Below are 17125 nucleotides of genomic sequence, written 5' to 3' on the forward strand. Positions count from 1 at the left end.
TGAACGCAGCGGCTTAAGCCGCCCGCGCGCTCAGATCACCACATCGCCCACCGCCGCGCGCTGCACCGTCACCCGGTCGCGGCCGCCGGCCTTGCTCGCGTACAACGCCGCGTCGGCGCGTTCGAGCAGTTGATCGAAGCTCTCGCCCGGTCGCAGCTCGGCGACGCCGACGCTGAGGCTCAAGGGCAGCATGCGGCCGTGCACGGTCGGCGGATTGGAGCTGATCGTGCGGCGCAGATGCTCGGCGACCACCAACCCTTGCTCCAGGCGCGCGCCGGGCAGGCCGACCAGGATTTCGTCGCCGCCGTAGCGGCCGCACAGATCGGTCGCGCGCAGACGGTTGCGGGTGCGCTCGGCGACCGTGCGCAAGGCTTCGTCGCCGGCGCTGTGGCCGTGCTCGTCGTTGATGCGCTTGAAGTGGTCGATATCGAAAAACACCACGGTCAGCGGGCGCTTGTTGAGATGCGCGTCGCTGATCGCCTGGCGCAGGCCTTCCTCGATCGCGGCGCGGTTCATCACGCTGGTCAGGCGGTCGTAGGTGGCGCGGTGCTTGGCGTTGTCGTGATCGCGGCGCAGTTGCTGCAGCTTCGCCGCCAATCCCATCAGCAGGCCCAGCCCGCCCAGCACCAGGCCGATGGGATAGGCGTATTCCAGCCAGGCGTAGATCGGCCACCAGCGCTGATAACTGCCGACCAGCACGATCAACACCGCCATCAGCGGCGTCCACGCCAGCATCAGGAAATACGCTTCGCGCTGGCGTCGCGAGATCGCCACCGCGCTGGCGTAGACGGTCGCGCCGATCACCACCAGCAACACCACGTTGCCGAAGCTCGCGCTGATGCGCCAGGTGCGGAAGATCGAGATCGCCAGCAGGATGCCCAGCAGCCAGCTGCACACGTTGAGCATGCGCGCGATCCGCGGCTGGGTCACGCGCAGATCCAGGAAGAACATCAGAAAGCGCACGCTGGCCAACACCGCCGCGGTGTTGAGCACGACGTTGGTGCGGCGATCGGGCATCAGATCGCTGAACCAGGAAATCATCCGCACTTCGCCGCCCTCCACCGCCAGATTGAAGGTCTGCATCAGCAAGGTCAGGCACAAGAAGGCGTAGCCGCGTTCGCGCAGGCCGATCCAGAACGCGAACGCCAGCACCGAGATCACGCCCAGCGCGGTCAGCACCACGCTGCGCAGGGCGACATGGCTCATGTCCTGGCGATGCACGGTGTCCAGGGGTTCGATCTGCAGCGTCGAAGTGGTCATCCCGCTGCCCAGCACGCGCAGGTACAGCACTTCGCCCTTGCGCATGCCGCCGTCGAGCGGAAACACCAGGAAGCGCGAAGAATGCTGGAACGATGCGGCCTTGCCGTGCACCGAGCGGCGCACCGGCTCGACATCGCCCGGGCGCCAGATGCTGACCGCCTTGCGGAACGGCTGGCTCATCACCAGTTGCGGCGCGTTGTTGGCGGCGACGTCCTGATTGGCGGTGAGGCGCCACCAATGCGCCTGTCGATCGATCACCTGGATCTGGTCGCCGCGTATCGGCACGAAGCGCTGCGCGTAGTCGCCGGCGAGCAGGCGCGCGGGCGCCGGGTCGGTCGCCGGCTGCAGCTGCGCCAGGGTAAAGGGCTGCGCGCAGGCGAGCGCCGTCACCGTCAGACCCAGCAGGGTCAGCAGGGTCTGCCAGATAAGACGCCAGGACCGATCCATTTCCTCAGCAACTCGATGAAGCCAGCGCGAGCATAGCCCAGCGGCGGGCCGCGTGATCTTACAGTTAGGGCGCAGTTCCGCACAGGATTGGGAACTCGATTCCGTTGCGCGAGATGAATCCGCCGCCGTGGCCCTTGCGCCGGCCCGCGCGCAGGCTCCGGCTCAGTCGCGGTAACGCTCCACGCCCAGGCCGTCCAGGCTGATATCGGGCGCGCGGCCGGCGATCAGATCGGCGATCACCCGGCCGGTGCCGGCGGCCATGGTCCAGCCCAGCGTGCCGTGGCCGGTGGCGAGGAACAGCCGGCGCAGCGGCGTGGCGCCGATCACCGGGGTGCCGTCGGGCGTCATCGGCCGCAGCCCGGTCCAGAATTCGGCCTGCGCGGCATCGCCGCCGCGCGGAAACAGATCGCCGACCACGTGATTCAAAGTGCGCCGGCGAGATTGATGCAAGCGCCGGTCGTAACCGGCCAACTCGGCGGTGCCGCCGACGCGGATGCGATCGCCCAGGCGGGTCACCGCGACCTTGTGAGTCTCGTCCATGATCGTGGACTGCGGCGCGTAGCGTTCCTCGCTGATCGGCAAGGTCAGCGAATAGCCTTTCACCGGATACACCGGAATGCGGATGCCCACCGGCGCCAGCAGCAGCGGCGAATAGCTGCCGAGCGCGAGCACGTAGGCATCGGCCCGGCACGGGCCGGCATCGGTGTGCACGCCGCGCAGTTCGCCGCCTTCGCTTTCCAGTCGCTGGATATCCACGCCGAAACGGAACTTCGCGCCGAGCGACTGCGCCATCGCGGCCAGGTTCTGCGTGAACTTGAAGCAATCGCCGGTCTCATCGCCGGGCAGGCGCAAGGCGCCGACGAACTTGTCCTTGACCAGTTCCAGCGCCGGCTCGTAGCGCAAATAGCCGTGGCGATCGAGCAACTCGAAGGCCACGCCGGATTCGCGCAGGATTTCGATGTCCTTGCCGGTGTCGTCGAGCTGGCGCTGCGTGCGGAACAACTGCAAGGTGCCCTGCTGGCGCGCGTCGTAGGCGATGCCGGTGTCTTCGCGCAATTCGCGCAGGCAATCGCGGCTGTATTCGGCCAGCCGCACCATGCGCGCCTTGTTGATGCGGTAACGCGCATGCGTGCAGTTGCGCAGCATCGCCGCGCACCAGCGCAGCAGGGCCGGATCGAGCGCGGGCCGGATCACCAGCGGCCGGTGCCGCATCAACAGCCACTTGATCGCCTTCAGCGGCACACCCGGCCCCGCCCACGGCGCGGAATAACCCGGCGAGACTTCGCCGGCATTGGCGTAACTGGTCTCCATCGCCGGCGCGGGCTGGCGATCGATCACTTCCACCTCGAAGCCGGCCCGGGCGAGGTAATACGCAGCGGTGGTTCCGATGACCCCGCTGCCGAGAATGAGAACTTTGATGCGGGTCACCCTTGTGTGCGCGGGCCGGGGCGCTCCCCGGGCGCCGAACAAGCGCAGGCTACCACCGCCATACGCGCGACCGGAATCCCGCCGCGGCGGGCGTTTCGATGCCGCGGCGCGGCGCTCAATCGCGGATCTTGAAGTCCGGGTGCTCGTCGAGCGAGCCGTCGGTACGCAGCACCACGAACTTTCCGCCATCGGCGCGGAACACCACCGCGATGGGGTCCTGGAACAACGGCCGGCGCACGAACTTCAAGGTCCAGCCGAACTGCTCCAGCGTCGCCAGCGCATCGAGCTGCTGCCGGGTCAGGCCGGCGCGCAGGCCGACCGGGCTCACCAGTTCGGCCGGTTGACGGCGTTCGCGGTCGGTCATGGCGTCGGCACCCGTGCGCTGTGCGAAAACGGATTCCGACAATACCCCAGCGCGGCGCCGATGCAAGGCGGCGGCACGCGCGCAGGGCCGTGCGCGGCGCCGGGTTCGTGATGCAGGCCACGCTTGGCGGCGACTGCCGCCATGCCGCGCCGCGGCCTGCGCTTATCGCGCCAGCAGGAAATCGACCACGGCGCGGTCGAAGGCCTCGCCGAATTCGATATTGGTCAGATGCACCGCCGGCCATGTCAGCAACTTCGCGCCGGCGATGGTGGCGGCGATGGCTTCGCTGTGGCTGGCGGCGGTCACCGTGTCGTGTTCGCCGGCGATCACCAGGGTCGGCGCGAGGATCAAGGCATTGGTGCGGCGCATGTCCATGTCGCGCACCGCGGCGTAGTTGCCGGCCAGGCCTTGCGGCGGCGTCGCCAGCAGCATCGCGCGGAAGCTCTCCACCACCGGCGCCTCGGGCTGGAGCATGTGCGCGGGGAACCAGTTGTCCAGGAACATCTGCGCGGTATCGACCATGTCCGGCGCCTGCAGCACCGAGGCGATGCGCTCGCTCCACTGCCCGGCCGGGCCGAGATAGGCCGAGGTGTTGCTCAGGATCAGCCGGTCGATGCGCTCGGGCGCGTGCACGCCCAGCCACTGGCCGATCATGCCGCCGAGCGACAAACCGAGAAAATGCGCGCGTTCGATCCGCAGGGCGTCGAGCATCTCGATCACGTCGCCGCCCAGGCGATCCAGCGAATACGCGCCCGCCGGCACGTCGCTGCCGCCGTGGCCGCGGGTGTCGTAGCGCAATACGCGAAAGTGCCGGGTCAGCGCCGGGATCTGCGCATCCCACATGCTCAGGTCGGTGCCGATGGAATTCGACAGCACCAGCACCGGCCGGCCGGCGTCGCCGTCGAAGCGGTAAGCCACGCGCACGCCGTCGCCGGTGTGGAAGTAAGACAAGGTGTTCATGGGGCTTGTTTCCTTGCAATCGTTCGCGACCCCGCGGCGGCGCGTCGATCGCGCTGCCCGGCGGAGTGCCGCGACGGCCTGCGCCGTGGAAACAAGGCTAGTTGCGGCCGACCCGGCTTGATATTACAAAGATCGCACAGTCTTTGTAATCAAACCCGACAGGCCCGCCGCATGAGCGCTTTCACCCTGCACGACCTGCAATGCTTCGACGCCGTGGTCCGCGCCGGCGGCTTCCAGGCCGCGGCCGCCGCCCTGCATCGCTCGCATCCGGCAGTGTTCGCCGCGGTCGCCAAGCTCGAACGCCAGCTCGGCCTGAGCCTGCTCGATCGCAGCGGCTACCGGGTGCAACCGACCGCGGCCGGCTTGTCGCTGCATCGCCGCGCGCAATCGCTCCTGCGCGAACTGCAGGAACTGCGCACGCATGCCGAGCAGTTGGCGATGGGCGAGGAAAGCGAGCTGCATGTGGTGATCGGCGACCTGTGTCCGCGCACCCAGGCGCTGGCCCTGCTCGGCCGCTTCTTCGGCCGATGCCCGGGCACGCGGCTGCATCTGCATTTCGAGGCGGTGAGCGGGCCGTGGGAGCGCTTGTTCGACGATGAGGCCGATCTGATCGTGCACCGCATCGACAAGAGCGACGCGCGCCTGGAATGGATCGACCTGTGCGAAGTGGCGATGGTGCCGGTAGTCGCGCCCGGATTCCTGCCGTTTCCGATCACCCGCGCGATCCGCCCCGAGCAGATGCGCGGACTCACCCAATGCATCATGCGCGACAGCGCGCGGCATTCGCCGCCGCAGGATTACTTTACCGTCGAAGGCGCGCACCAGTGCACGGTGGCCGATCAGGCGATGAAGAAGGACATCATTGCGCATGGCATGGGCTGGGGCCACATGCCGGGATTCATGATCGAGGACGAGTTGCGCGACGGGCGCCTGCAATCGATCGTCGGGCGCTATCTGCCCGGACGCCGCGAACAACTGGTCGTCGCGCGCCGCCGCGATCGCGCGCAGGGGCCGGTGGCCAATCGCTTATGGGATTACCTTCTGGAACATGCGCCGGCATTCCGCGACTCGCTCAAACCGGCGGCCGCGACTGTGCGCAAAACCGCGGCGCGCAAGAAAACCCGATAGCACGCACTCGCGCTTGTCGGCCTACGCCGGCAAGCGCGACGCGGAAACCCACGCTTTAGCTGTTCTTGCTCCAGCGCGAACGCGGGCGATCGCCCAGGATCGTCTTCGACGACGAGCTGAGCATTTCCGGCTCGGTATTGGCGCCCAGCGATTTCAACCGCACCGAGGTGTAGTTGCCGTCGCCGAGCAAATCCAGACTGGCGGCCGGATTGCGCAGCAGCGCCTCGCGTTGCAGGAACGTCTCCGCGCCCACCACCGGCGGACTGCGCAGGCTGCATAACTCGATGTCGAGTTTCAGCCGGCTGGTGCCGGAGGTGCGCCAGGGATGGCCGGGCACCAGACGGCTGACGATCGCGCTGTCGAGCTTGATCGTCACCGTTTTATTTTCGATCGATTCGCATCGACCCACCGCGATATCAAACATGGTCTGCATCACGACCTCAGTGCGAGACATAAGTGAGCACGCTGTCGAGTCGGGCGGTGAGCAACAGGCTGCGAAGTCGCGCCTCGATGACCGGTATGTTTCCAAGCCTCGGCGAAGCGCGTAGCGAATAAACCGCGGTACGTTTTCCCAGCAAGTATCGGTGCATCCGCTGCACCGTGACGTTCGTCGTTCCGCAAGCTTCCATCCAGATCAGTCGTAGCGGCGCGGGCCCTACCGTTTGTCCGTTGGACAGCGTGAACTGGAACCACTCAACGTGATTATCCATTTTGGTTCCCACACTACAGTCGGGCCAGTATGCGCTTATAAGCCCGCGGAAGTTGAACGGGGCCGCGCCGACGAAATGTCTCGCTTAATCCACATAAAGGGCGTAGGGTGGAAAGGCGACCCGGCTTCTCGCGATTCATAAGACGCTGCAACAGCGTCGCTGCCTGCACGACGGCTCACGTCACCCGAGGCTCTTTGCGATATCACACCCGTGTCATCGATCTTCGGATCGGTGAGTTCGACTATCGCATCCGCGCACTCAAGGATCGGCAGCAGTTTTTCGATCCCGACGAAGAAGCCGAACGCGCCGGCGTTCCGCCCGCGATGTGGAGCATCTTCGGCCAGTTGTGGCCGGCCGGAGTGCACCTGGCGCAAGAGATCGCCAAGCGCGACGTGCGCGGCTTGCGCATTCTGGAAATCGGTTGCGGCCTGGCGCTGAGCAGCCTGGTGTTGCGACGCGGCGGCGCCGACGTCACCGCCACCGATCAACACCCGCTGGCCGAACGCTTTCTGCATCACAACTGCGGCCTCAATCACGTGAGCGAGGTCGCCTATTGCCATCTGGATTGGCGCGACGACATCGACCTCACTCTGGGCAAGTTCGACCTCATCGTCGGCAGCGACGTTCTGTACGAACGCACGCACGCGACCTTGCTGTCCAACGTCATCCAGCTCTATGCCGGCGCCGGCGCGGAAATCCTCATCGCCGATCCCGGCCGCGGCAACTGCGGCGCCTGGACCGGCGCGATGCTGGCGAAGGGATTCACCTCCACCGAAAGCCGATTCTCGGTCGAAGGCCGCACCGCGCTGAGCGGGCGCTTGATGAAACTCCACCGCTGAGGCGGCGGCGCGGTGGCGGGACGAACTACAAATCGACACGAATCGGCGGCGCCGCGCGCCGCGCGTTGAGGCAGGATATCGATCCGGCAACTCAAGGCCTCAGCCGCCTGCACCGCGATGGACTTCGACCCGCAAGGCCAGTATCCCGATCAGGTGATCAAGCACATCCGGATCGACGCACCGCCGTCGAAGGTATGGCGCGCGCTGACCGTGCCGAGCGAAGCGGTGGCATGGATGTCGGACGAGCCGCTGGAGTTGATCACCGACTGGATCGTCGGCGCGCCGATCCTGATTCGCGGCATCCTGCACGGACGGCTGCGCTTCGAAAACAGCGGCCGCGTCGAAGCCTTCGAACCCGAACGCGTTCTTCAGTACAGCCACTGGAGCTCGCTGTCGCGGCGGGTCCTGCCCGATCTTGCGCATAACCACGTCGTCATCCGCTTCGAACTGCAGGCCTCAGGTGCGGGCACCGATCTGCGGCTGACGCTGAGCAATCTGGGCAGCTACGCGGTGTACGGACACATCAATTACTACTGGGAAATCGCCTTGGCCGCGTTGAAGCGGCATTGCGAATCGGCGCCGGCGAGCTAGGCCGCCACCGCCCCTCGCCGCAACCGCGGCGTCGCTTCACGTATCGCCTGTCGCAAGCACCCCGATCCGAGCCCGCTCAAGGGCCCGGCGCCGGACTGCGCCCGAGCGAATACGCGGCAGCCCGCATCGCTTCCACTTACAGGACGATCCCATCATGAAATGCCTGCCACTGCTCGCCGCGTTGCTGCTTTCGATGACTGTCCCGGCAACCGCCGCCGCACCCGAATCCCAGCCCGAACCGGTCGCCGCCTCGTATCTCGACGACTACGCCCGGCAGCACGATTTCAGCGGTTCCATCCTGATTTCCCGTCACGGCAAGATCGTGCTGAACCGCAGCTACGGCCTGGCCAATCGAACCTTCGACATTCCCAACAGCGCGTCGAGCAAGTACAAGATCGCCTCGATCACCAAGGCTTTCACCGCGATTTTGATCCTGCAGTTGCACGAGCAGGGCCGCCTGGATCTGGATGCGCCGATCCGCACCTACCTGCCCGACTACCGCGGCAACGGCGGCGACCGCATCCGCGTTCGGCAGTTGCTCAACCACACCTCGGGCATGGTCAATTTCGACAAAGTCACCGATGCGGCGCAGGCGATTCGCGACGGCCTGCCCAACTATCAATTGCCGCATACGCCAAGGCAGTTGCTGGACCGCTATTGCAGCGGCGAGCCGGCGCACGAACCGGGCGCGGTCTTCGACTACAACAACTGCGATTACATCGCGCTGGGCCTGATTATCGAGGGCCTGTATGGGCGCAGTTACGAGCAGGTAGTCCAGCAGCGCATCCTCGACCCATTGCGGCTCAAGGACACCGGCATGCTGCATCAGCGCGACATCGTTCCGGGCCTGGCCGACACTTATTTCAGCCGCGACGACGGCAAGCCGCTCACACCGGACCTGCCCGCGTATGCCGAGAACTGGTACGCCGCCGGCGCGATGTATTCCACGCCGCGCGATCTGGCCGCGTTCGCCGAGGCATGGTTCGACGGCCGCCTGATCGGCGCCGATTCGCTGGCGGCGATGATCCGGCCGGGCCTGGACGACTACGGCTACGGAGTGTGGTCATACCCGATCCGCATCGGCGGACGCAGCTATCAAGCGGTGAAGCGCCCGGGGCGGATCATGGGCGCGCAGGGGCAGCTTTATCGCATCGTCGAGGCCGGCGTCACGGTGGTGATCCTGGCCAATACCGACGCGGTCGATCTGGATGAATTCGTCGCCCGGATCGGACGCCGCGTGGTCGAGCATCCGGACGATTGATCCTCCACGCGACGGTGCGCGATCGAGGCGGCGCGGTCGCGCCCGATCGCGCCGGCCAGCGCGCGACGCTTACCGGCGCACGTGAAATCCGTCGCCAGCGAGCAACGCTTCGACCTCTTCGACCGACACCGGATTGAAGTCGCCGGGTATCGAATGCTTCAGACAGGCCGCGGCCAGGGCGAAGTCGAGACTGCGCGCATCGTCCATGCCGCTGCACAGGCCGTGCAGGAATCCGGCCGCGAACGCATCGCCCGCACCGATGCGATCGACGATGCCGGCCAACTCGCGCGGCTCGGCGTGGCCGCGCGCGCCGTCGCGATGGAACGACCACGCCGACAGGACGTGACGATCGACATCGCGCTGTTCGCGCTGGGTGCACACCAGCCGTTGCAGATGCGGGAAAGCGTCGAAGGCCCGCGTCGCCGCCTGACTCAGGCTGGCGTGGAACGGCTCAGCAAAGATCTCGCCGCCCAGCGCCACCGCGATGTCGCGGTGATCGGCGAAGATCAGATCCGTCTGCGCCATCAACTCGCGCAGGATCGCACCCGGATCGCCGCCCCATTGCTGCCACAGCTTGGCGCGGAAGTTTCCGTCGAAGCACACGCGCACACCGGCCGCGCGCGCCGCCGTCGCCGCGGCCAGCGCGGCTTGCGCGCCGGCCTCGCCCAGGGCCGGCGTCACGCCGGAAAGATGCAGCCAACTCGCGCCGGCCAACGCCTTCGGCCAGTCGTAGCGGTCGGCGCCGGCGCGCGCGAACGCCGAATCGGCGCGATCGTAGAGCACGGCGCTGGGCCGCTGCACCGCGCCGGTTTCGAGGAAATACAAACCCATGCGGCCCGGCGCCACATCGACCAATCGGGTGTCGACACCGTGCCGGCGCAATTCGCCGATCGCCGCGTGGCCGAGCGCGTTGTCGGCGACCACGCTGAGCATCGCCGCCTCATGGCCGAAATGGGCCAGCGACACCGCGACGTTGGCTTCCGCCCCGCCGATGCACACCTCCAGCCGCGGCGATTGCAGCAGGCGCTCGCGGCCGGGCGCGGCCAGCCTGACCAGCAATTCGCCGAAACACAGGATTCGTTCTGTCATGCGGTTTTCTCGGGCTGGGTGGGCGCCGCGCGCCGGTTGCGGCGCGGGCGGGTCGGGGCTGCGTGACTCTCGGTGTCATGTCCTGGGGGACACGGTATCAGGTGGGGCTTGGGGCTGGGAGCGGGTTGAGGCCAAGTTGGCCGGTGCGGGCTGGAGCGAAGGCGTCCTGGCCGAGCCGACAAAATAACATAAAGATCAATTACTTAAGATTGTCGCCTCGAACCCCTTCCGTTGGCCGATCGAATTCTTCCTCTTCGGTTGATTGTCAATGACACCGGTTTCCTATACAACCTGTTCCAACAGAAATCGCGTTCCGAAGGACCGCCCCGGCATGGACAAACACCCGCTCGACGACTCTTTCGACCCCGCGGCCGTGGCGGCGCGTCTGGTCCTGGCGCGGCGGACGGCCGAAGCGTTGCCGGTCTATCCCGGGCCGCTGCCGCGCAGCCTGGACGAGGGCTATCGCGCCCAGGACCGGGCGATCGCGCAATGGGGCAGCGAGGTGGCCGGCTGGAAAGTCGGGCGCATTCCGGACAGTTGGGAGCAGCGCCTGGGCGAAGACCGTCTGGTCGGGCCGATCTTCGCCGAGGCGGTGCAGCACGTCGCCGACGGACAGGCCGGCCGCTTCGCGGTGATCCAGCGCGGCTTCGCCGCGGTCGAGGCCGAATTCGTGTTCGAACTGGGCCGCGACGCCCCGCTCGGGCAACTGGATTTCAGCCACGCCCAAGCCGCCGCGCTGGTGGCCGCGTTGTCGATCGGGATCGAATTGGCCGGCAGTCCGATGCCGATGATCAACGCGCTGGGCCCGCCGGTGGTGGTGTCGGATTTCGGCAACAACGCCGGCCTGATCGTCGGCCCGCGCATCCCCGCCTGGCAGGCGCTGGCCGATCACGAACTGACCTGCGAGACCTTCATCGACGAACGCAGCGTCGGCCGCGGCGGCGCGGCCTCGATTCCCGGCGGCCTGCTCGCGGCGCTGGCGTTCGCGCTGACGCGTTGCGCGCGGCGCGGTCATCCGCTCAAGGCCGGCATGTACGTGACCACGGGCGCGGCGACCGGCATCCACGACATCCTTGTTGGACAGCGTTCGCGCATTTCCTTCGGGCGTTGGGGCAGTCTGCATTGCGAAACGGTGCCGGCTCGCGGCATCGCGGGGACGATCGCATGAGCACACGCCGCGAATTCCTCGGCGGCCTGGGCGCCGCCGGCATCGCCGCCGCCGCGCCGTCGGCGCTGTGGGCCGGCGACGGCGGCCGCCTGCTCACCGCCACCGATGTCCACGTCAAGGATTATCCGACGGTCGCGGCGATCGAATGGATCGGCCAGCAGTTGCATCAGGCCACCGGCGGCCGCCTAGGCTTGCGCATGTATCACTCCGGGCAACTGGGGCGCGAGTCGGAAGCCATCGACATGGCGCGCTTCGGCGCCATCGACATCACCCGCGTCTACAGCGGCGCGCTCAACAACGCGTTTCCGCTGACCCAGGTGCTGTCGCTGCCGTACGTGTTCGATTCGGTGGCGCATCTGCGCCGCGCGCTGGACGGCACGGTCGGCGCTCAGGTGCTGCGCGGCTTCGCTTCGCGCGAACTGGTCGGGCTGGCGATCTACGACTGCGGCGCGCGCTGTTTCTACAACACGCGCAAGCCGATCCACACCCCGGCCGACATGCACGGATTGAAGTTCCGCGTGCCGTCCTCGGACATCTTCATGCGCATGATCCGTCTGCTCGGCGGCAATCCCACGCCGCTGGCCTATGGCGAAGTGTTTTCCGCGCTGCAGACGCACCTGATCGACGGCGCCGAGAACAATCTGCGCAGCTTCCACTCCAGCCGCCAGTTCGAAGCCGCGCACTACTGGTCGCAAAGCGAGCACTCCTACGCGCCGGATGTGCTGCTGATGTCCAAGCGCAGTTTCGATTCGCTGCGCGCGGACGACCGCGAGTTGCTGCTCGACCTCGCGCGCAGATCGGTGGCGGTGATGCGCCAGCGCTGGGACGAATCGGAAACCGCCGCGCGCGCCGCCTTGAACGCGGCCGGGGTGCGCATGAACGACTGCGACCTGCCCGCCTTCCGCGCCGCGGTCGCGCCGCTGTTGTCCGACTATCACCGCGTGCCGGCGCTGGAAGCGCTGTACCGCGATGTCCGCTCCCTGGCCTGAGGTGCCGACCGTGCAAGACGCTCTGGATTCGCAGGCTCATCTACGCAACGACGCAGCACCCGGCGTGCTCGACCGTATCGCCGGCGCCGCCATCGCCATCGCCGGGCTGGCCCTGGTCGGCATGGTCGCGGTGCAGGCGCTGCAGGTGTTCGCGCGTTACGTGCTCAACGATTCGCCGGGCTGGACCGAGCCGGTCGCGCTGATCCTGCTCAATACCGCGATGAGCTTCGGCGCCGCCGCCGGCGTGCATCACGGCGCGCACTTCGGCTTCTTCGTACTGGTGCACTGCGCGCCGCCGTTGCTGCGGCGCGCGATGCTGGCGCTGTCCAACAGCGTGATCGCGCTGATCGGCGCGGCGCTGGCGTGGTGGGGTGGCGAGTTGCTGCTGGACGGAATCGACATCCCCATGGCCGGCGCGCCGTTGCCGCAAAGCGCGGTGTACGCGCCGATGGCGATGGGCGGTGCGCTGATGGCCTTGTTCGCGCTCAAGCGGCTGTTCGCCGTAGTGGTTTACCCCGCCTCAGCCCGGAGTCAATGATGGAAGTCGCGATTTTGTTCGGCGTGTTCGCGCTCTTGCTGATGATCGGCGTGCCGGTGGCGTACTCGCTCAGCTCGGCGGCGCTGGCGACCTTGCTGTGGATCGGGTTGCCGCCGATCGTGGTGGTGCAGCAGATCGCCGCGGGCGCCGGCTCGGCTTCGCTCATCGCGATTCCGTTGTTTATTTTCGCCGGCGAAATCATGCTGCGCGGCGGGATTTCCGAGCGCTTGATCGGCCTGGCTTCGTCGCTGGTCGGGCATCTGCGCGGCGGCCTGGGTCAGGTCAGCGTGCTGTCGTCGCTGTTCTTCGGCGGCGTGTCCGGCTCGGCCATCGCCGACGTATCGGCGATCGGCGGGGCGATGATCCCGCAGATGGTCAAGCGCGGCTTCGACCGCGATTTCGCCGTCAACGTCACCATGACCGCGGCCATGGTCGCCCTGCTGGTGCCGCCTTCGCACAATCTGATTCTGTACTCGGCCTCGGCCGGCGGCAGCATTTCGATCTCGGACCTGTTCGCCGCCGGCATCGTGCCGGCGCTGCTGATGACGGTCACGCTGATGACCACAACCTGGATCATCGCTCGCCGCCGCGGCTACGTGGTCGAGCCGTTCCCGGGCCTGGGCATCGTCGCGCGCCGCTTCGTCGCCGCGTTGCCGGGGTTGATGCTGGTGGCGCTTATTTTCGTCGGCATCCGCGCCGGCATCTTCACCGCGGTGGAAAGCGCGGCGATCGCGGTGGTGTACGCGCTGCTGGTCACCGCGCTGGTTTATCGCAACCTGCGCTGGCGCGATTTCCTCGAAACCGTGACCGGCGCAGCGCGCACCACCGGCATGATCTTGTTCGTGATCGCCTCGGCCGCCTCGTTCGGCTGGCTGCTGGCTTATCTGCAGGTGCCGACCGCGGCGGTGGACGCGCTGACCAGCATCACCACCGACAAGAATCTGCTGTTGCTGCTGATGATCCTGATCCTGCTGGTGCTGGGCACGTTCATGGATCTGGCGCCGATGATCATCATCTGCACGCCGATCTTCCTGCCGCTGGCCAAGGCCATCGGCGTGGACCCGGTGCATTTCGGCATCATCCTGATCCTGAAGGGCGGCATCAGCCTGATCTCGCCGCCGCTGGGCTCGGTGCTGTTCGTCGGCACCGCGATCGGCAAGATCAGCATCGGCGAGGCGCTGCGCACGATCTGGCCGTTCTGGCTGTCGGCCCTGGGCGTGCTGCTGGTGGTGACGTTCGTTCCACAACTGTCGCTGTGGTTGCCGTCGCTGCTCAAGCACTGACGCCGGCGCAGGCGCCGGTTCGTGCGCGATCCGGCGTCCGGCGCGGCTTGCGCGGCCGCGATCGCGCAAGTGGCCGAGCCGGCGGGCTAGAATCAGCGCAACGCTCTTCTGGCCTGTCTGCCCATGCCGCGCAAGAAAACTGAACATCCGGCGCCGGTGCCGGCCAAGGCTGCGGCGCCGGAACGCCAGGCGCCGGACAAGGCGAAGACGATCAACGACATCGCGCGCCTGGCCGAAGTGTCCAAGAAGACGGTATCGCGGGTCATCAACCATTCGCCGCTGGTGCACCAGGAAACCCGCGAACGGGTCGAAGCGGTGATGCGCCAGTTCAACTACACGCCCGATCCGTTCGCGCGCGGGCTGGCGTTCCGGCGTTCGTTCCTGATCGGCATGGTCTACGACAACCCGACCGCGCAGTACATCGTCAACATGCAGTACGGCGCGCTCGACGCGATCCGCGATTCGGGCTTCGAGTTGGTAGTGCACCCCTGCGACAGCCGTAGTCCGGGCTATATCGACGGCGTGCACCGCTTCGTCCAGCAGCAGAAGCTGCACGGGGTGATGCTGGTGCCGCGCGTGTCGGAAGATCAGGCGCTGGCCGACATGCTCGCCGATATCGGCTGCCGCTATTCGCGTATCGCCTCGGTGTCGCTGGACGAAGCCTCGCGCATGGTCATCACCCACGACCGCGACGGCGCCGCGGAAGCGGCCGATTATCTGCAATCGCTGGGCCATCGCGACATTGCGCTGATCACCGGCCCGTCCAGCTACCGTTCGGCGCACGAACGCACCGCCGGTTTCGTCGAGGCGCTGAGCAAGCGCGGGATCGAACTGCCGGCGGCGCGCATCGTCGAAGCCGGTTACACCTTCGAATCGGGCGTGGCCGCGGCGGAGCTGCTGCTCTCCGGCAACAATCGGCCCAGCGCGATCTTCGCCGGCAACGACGAAATGGCCGCGGGCGTGTACAAGGTCGCGCTGCGCGCTGGCATCAACATTCCGCAGCAGCTGTCGGTGATCGGTTTCGACGACAGTCCGCTGGCGTCGCGCTTGTGGCCGGCGCTCAGCTCAGTGCGGTTGCCGGTGCGCGACATAGGCCGGATCGCCGCATCGATGCTGCTGCAGTCCGAGCCCGGCGCCGCCTCGGTGGCCTCGGCCAGCGTGCGGCCGCATCTGGTCGTGCGCGATTCCTGCCAGCCGCCGGCGTACTGACGCCTCGCTGAAATTCGCTGTTTGAGCCGCCGCGCGTGCCTCGATTGCCGGGGCGCGATGCTCCCTGCGCGGCCGTCGCGTTCTTGCGCCGCTCAGCCGCCGAATCCCCCGCCCCTGACCGTCCCGCGATGGCGCTGCCCCTAATGACACCGGTTACCTTTCGGGACTAGAATCGCCCAAAGCCCCCTCGCCCACGCCATGTGCGAGCGCCACCCCCGGGAGTTCTTCGATGTTCCAAAAGACCTATCACGCGACCCATCCGGACATGATGGCCGGCGCCAGCAACCAGCAATTGCGCGACCGCTACCTGATCGCGGATCTGTTCGCCGACGGCGAAGTGCGCCTGAACTATTCGCACAACGAGCGCTTCGTCATCGGCGGCGCCGCGCCGACCGCCGCGCCGGTCAGTCTTCCGGCGCAGACCGAACCGGCCTCGGCCGCGGGCAAGCCGTTCCTGGAGCGGCGCGAACTGGGCATCGTCAATGTCGGCGCCGGCGCCGGCACGGTGGTGGTCGACGGCCAGAGCTATTCGCTGCAACCCAAGGACGGCCTGTACGTACCGATGGGCAGCGTTGAGGTCGTATTCGCCTCCGACGACGCCGCGCAGCCGGCCAAGTTCTATCTGGCCTCGACGCCGGCGCATGCGCGCTACGAGGCCGTGCACATCTCTATCGACCAAGCCGTTCCGCTGCTGCGCGGCGCGCTGGAAACTTCCAACGAACGCACGATCTACCAGTACATCGTGCCGGCCACCTGCCGCTCGTGTCAGCTGCTGCTGGGCCTGACCGTGCTCAAGCCCGGCAGCGTGTGGAACACCATGCCGCCGCATCTGCACGACCGCCGCTCGGAGGTGTATTTCTACTTCGACCTGGGCGATCAGCAGGTCATGCATTTCATGGGCGAGCCGGCCGACATGCGCCATCTGGTGATCCGCAACGACGAGGCCGTGGTGTCGCCGCCCTGGTCGATCCACATGGGCTCGGGCACGAAGAACTATTGCTTCATCTGGGCGATGGGCGGCGAGAACCTCGACTACACCGACATGCAGCAGATCGATATCTGCCAGCTCAAGTGAGGAGACGCACGTGAGTCACGACGATCCTTTCAGCCTCAGCGGCAAAGTCGCCCTGGTCACCGGCGCCAATCGAGGCCTGGGCCTGGGCATCGCGCTGGCGCTGGCGCGCGCGGGAGCGGACGTCGCCTGCCTCGCCAGCGGGTCTTCGCACGACACCGTGCAGCAGTTGCGCGGCCTGGGCCGGCGCGCGCATGCGATCCAGGCCGATCTGTCCAGTCTGGAGCCGATCGAGCGCATCGTCGGCGACACGGTCGAGGCCTTGGGCGCGATCGACATCCTGGTCAACAATGCCGGCCTGATCCGGCGCGCGGACGCGATCGACTTCAGCGAGGACGATTGGGACGCGGTGATGAACGTCAACCTCAAGAGCGCGTTCTTCCTCGCCCAGGCCGCGGGCCGGCGCATGCTCGCGCAGGGACGTGGCAAGATCGTCAACATCGCATCGATGCTGTCGTTCCAGGGCGGCATCCGGGTGCCGTCCTACACCGCGAGCAAATCCGGCCTGGCCGGCATCACCCGCTTGCTGGCCAACGAATGGGCCGGCAAGGGCGTGAACGTCAACGCGATCGCGCCGGGCTACATGAGCACGGACAACACCGCGCAACTGCGCGCGGACGAAACGCGCAACCGCGACATCCTGGCGCGCATTCCGGCCGGGCGCTGGGGCGAGCCTTCGGACCTGGGCGGGGCGGCGGTGTTTCTTTCCAGCCGCGCGTCGGATTACGTCAACGGCGTGGTGTTGCCGGTGGATGGGGGGTGGCTGGCGCGTTGAGTCGGGACGCAGCA

General features: G+C 67.1%; 18 protein-coding genes. 11 read left to right on the top strand and 7 right to left on the bottom strand.

Going from position 1 to position 17125, the window contains the following annotated elements; all coding sequences use genetic code 11:
- Window positions 1–30: 30 nt before the first annotated feature.
- The 4 genes from AB4Y92_RS19915 to pcaD all read right to left on the bottom strand — a co-directional run bounded on the left by AB4Y92_RS19915 (window position 31) and on the right by pcaD (window position 4459).
- On the bottom strand, window positions 31–1707 hold the full coding sequence (locus AB4Y92_RS19915) for a sensor domain-containing diguanylate cyclase (RefSeq protein WP_441821246.1): 1677 nt from the start codon (window positions 1705–1707) through the stop codon (window positions 31–33).
- A 162-nt stretch (window positions 1708–1869) separates the two neighbouring features.
- On the bottom strand, window positions 1870–3126 hold the full coding sequence (locus tag AB4Y92_RS19920) for a D-amino acid dehydrogenase (protein WP_441821290.1): 1257 nt from the start codon (window positions 3124–3126) through the stop codon (window positions 1870–1872).
- A gap of 124 nt (window positions 3127–3250) precedes the next feature.
- A complete protein-coding gene (locus tag AB4Y92_RS19925) occupies window positions 3251–3499 on the bottom strand; it encodes a hypothetical protein (protein ID WP_441821247.1) in 249 nt (82 codons plus the stop codon).
- Window positions 3500–3661: 162 nt separating this feature from the next.
- On the bottom strand, window positions 3662–4459 hold the full coding sequence (pcaD, locus tag AB4Y92_RS19930) for a 3-oxoadipate enol-lactonase (protein WP_441821248.1): 798 nt from the start codon (window positions 4457–4459) through the stop codon (window positions 3662–3664).
- A gap of 171 nt (window positions 4460–4630) precedes the next feature.
- Between pcaD and AB4Y92_RS19935 the strand changes: the two genes are divergently transcribed.
- Window positions 4631–5587 (top strand): LysR family transcriptional regulator, encoded by a 957-nt coding sequence (locus AB4Y92_RS19935; RefSeq protein ID WP_441821249.1) that lies wholly within the window; start codon window positions 4631–4633, stop codon window positions 5585–5587.
- Between the two features lie 55 nt (window positions 5588–5642).
- Here AB4Y92_RS19935 and AB4Y92_RS19940 read toward each other — a convergent pair whose 3' ends face one another.
- Together AB4Y92_RS19940 and AB4Y92_RS19945 are read right to left on the bottom strand one after the other, a co-directional pair.
- A complete protein-coding gene (locus tag AB4Y92_RS19940; RefSeq protein ID WP_148649048.1) occupies window positions 5643–6020 on the bottom strand; it encodes a hypothetical protein in 378 nt (125 codons plus the stop codon).
- Window positions 6021–6027: 7 nt separating this feature from the next.
- Window positions 6028–6297, bottom strand: coding sequence for a hypothetical protein (locus AB4Y92_RS19945; RefSeq protein ID WP_148649049.1), 270 nt, complete (start codon window positions 6295–6297; stop codon window positions 6028–6030).
- A gap of 194 nt (window positions 6298–6491) precedes the next feature.
- Here AB4Y92_RS19945 and AB4Y92_RS19950 point away from each other — a divergent pair, with 194 nt between their 5' ends.
- The 3 genes from AB4Y92_RS19950 to AB4Y92_RS19960 all read left to right on the top strand — a co-directional run bounded on the left by AB4Y92_RS19950 (window position 6492) and on the right by AB4Y92_RS19960 (window position 8988).
- Window positions 6492–7136, top strand: coding sequence for a class I SAM-dependent methyltransferase (locus AB4Y92_RS19950; RefSeq protein ID WP_441821250.1), 645 nt, complete (start codon window positions 6492–6494; stop codon window positions 7134–7136).
- Between the two features lie 117 nt (window positions 7137–7253).
- Window positions 7254–7727, top strand: coding sequence for an SRPBCC family protein (locus tag AB4Y92_RS19955; protein ID WP_441821251.1), 474 nt, complete (start codon window positions 7254–7256; stop codon window positions 7725–7727).
- Window positions 7728–7881: 154 nt separating this feature from the next.
- Complete coding sequence (locus AB4Y92_RS19960; protein WP_441821252.1) at window positions 7882–8988, top strand: serine hydrolase domain-containing protein; 1107 nt, start codon at window positions 7882–7884, stop codon at window positions 8986–8988.
- Between the two features lie 69 nt (window positions 8989–9057).
- On the opposite strand, the gene AB4Y92_RS19965 is transcribed toward AB4Y92_RS19960, so the two are convergent.
- Window positions 9058–10077 (bottom strand): sugar kinase, encoded by a 1020-nt coding sequence (locus tag AB4Y92_RS19965; protein ID WP_441821253.1) that lies wholly within the window; start codon window positions 10075–10077, stop codon window positions 9058–9060.
- A 331-nt stretch (window positions 10078–10408) separates the two neighbouring features.
- On the opposite strand from AB4Y92_RS19965, the gene AB4Y92_RS19970 reads away from it, so the two are divergent.
- From AB4Y92_RS19970 to kduD, 7 genes are all read left to right on the top strand, one after another.
- Window positions 10409–11245 carry a 2-keto-4-pentenoate hydratase gene (locus AB4Y92_RS19970; RefSeq protein WP_441821254.1) on the top strand — a complete coding sequence of 279 codons (837 nt, stop codon included), beginning with the start codon at window positions 10409–10411 and terminating at the stop codon, window positions 11243–11245.
- Window positions 11242–12234 carry a TRAP transporter substrate-binding protein gene (locus AB4Y92_RS19975; protein ID WP_441821255.1) on the top strand — a complete coding sequence of 331 codons (993 nt, stop codon included), beginning with the start codon at window positions 11242–11244 and terminating at the stop codon, window positions 12232–12234. The genes AB4Y92_RS19970 and AB4Y92_RS19975 overlap by 4 nt, the downstream gene beginning before the upstream one ends.
- Window positions 12215–12772, top strand: coding sequence for a TRAP transporter small permease (locus tag AB4Y92_RS19980; RefSeq protein WP_441821256.1), 558 nt, complete (start codon window positions 12215–12217; stop codon window positions 12770–12772). Before AB4Y92_RS19975 ends, AB4Y92_RS19980 begins: the two co-directional genes overlap by 20 nt.
- A complete protein-coding gene (locus AB4Y92_RS19985; RefSeq protein ID WP_441821257.1) occupies window positions 12772–14055 on the top strand; it encodes a TRAP transporter large permease in 1284 nt (427 codons plus the stop codon). The genes AB4Y92_RS19980 and AB4Y92_RS19985 overlap by 1 nt, the downstream gene beginning before the upstream one ends.
- A 123-nt stretch (window positions 14056–14178) precedes the next feature.
- Window positions 14179–15264 carry a LacI family DNA-binding transcriptional regulator gene (locus AB4Y92_RS19990; protein ID WP_441821258.1) on the top strand — a complete coding sequence of 362 codons (1086 nt, stop codon included), beginning with the start codon at window positions 14179–14181 and terminating at the stop codon, window positions 15262–15264.
- A 229-nt stretch (window positions 15265–15493) separates the two neighbouring features.
- A complete protein-coding gene (kduI, locus tag AB4Y92_RS19995) occupies window positions 15494–16339 on the top strand; it encodes a 5-dehydro-4-deoxy-D-glucuronate isomerase (protein ID WP_441821259.1) in 846 nt (281 codons plus the stop codon).
- Window positions 16340–16349: 10 nt separating this feature from the next.
- On the top strand, window positions 16350–17111 hold the full coding sequence (gene kduD / locus AB4Y92_RS20000) for a 2-dehydro-3-deoxy-D-gluconate 5-dehydrogenase KduD (protein WP_441821260.1): 762 nt from the start codon (window positions 16350–16352) through the stop codon (window positions 17109–17111).
- Window positions 17112–17125 lie beyond the last annotated feature (14 nt).

The sequence above is a fragment of the Lysobacter sp. TAB13 genome (assembly GCF_052113885.1).
Classification (GTDB): domain Bacteria; phylum Pseudomonadota; class Gammaproteobacteria; order Xanthomonadales; family Xanthomonadaceae; genus Lysobacter; species Lysobacter gummosus.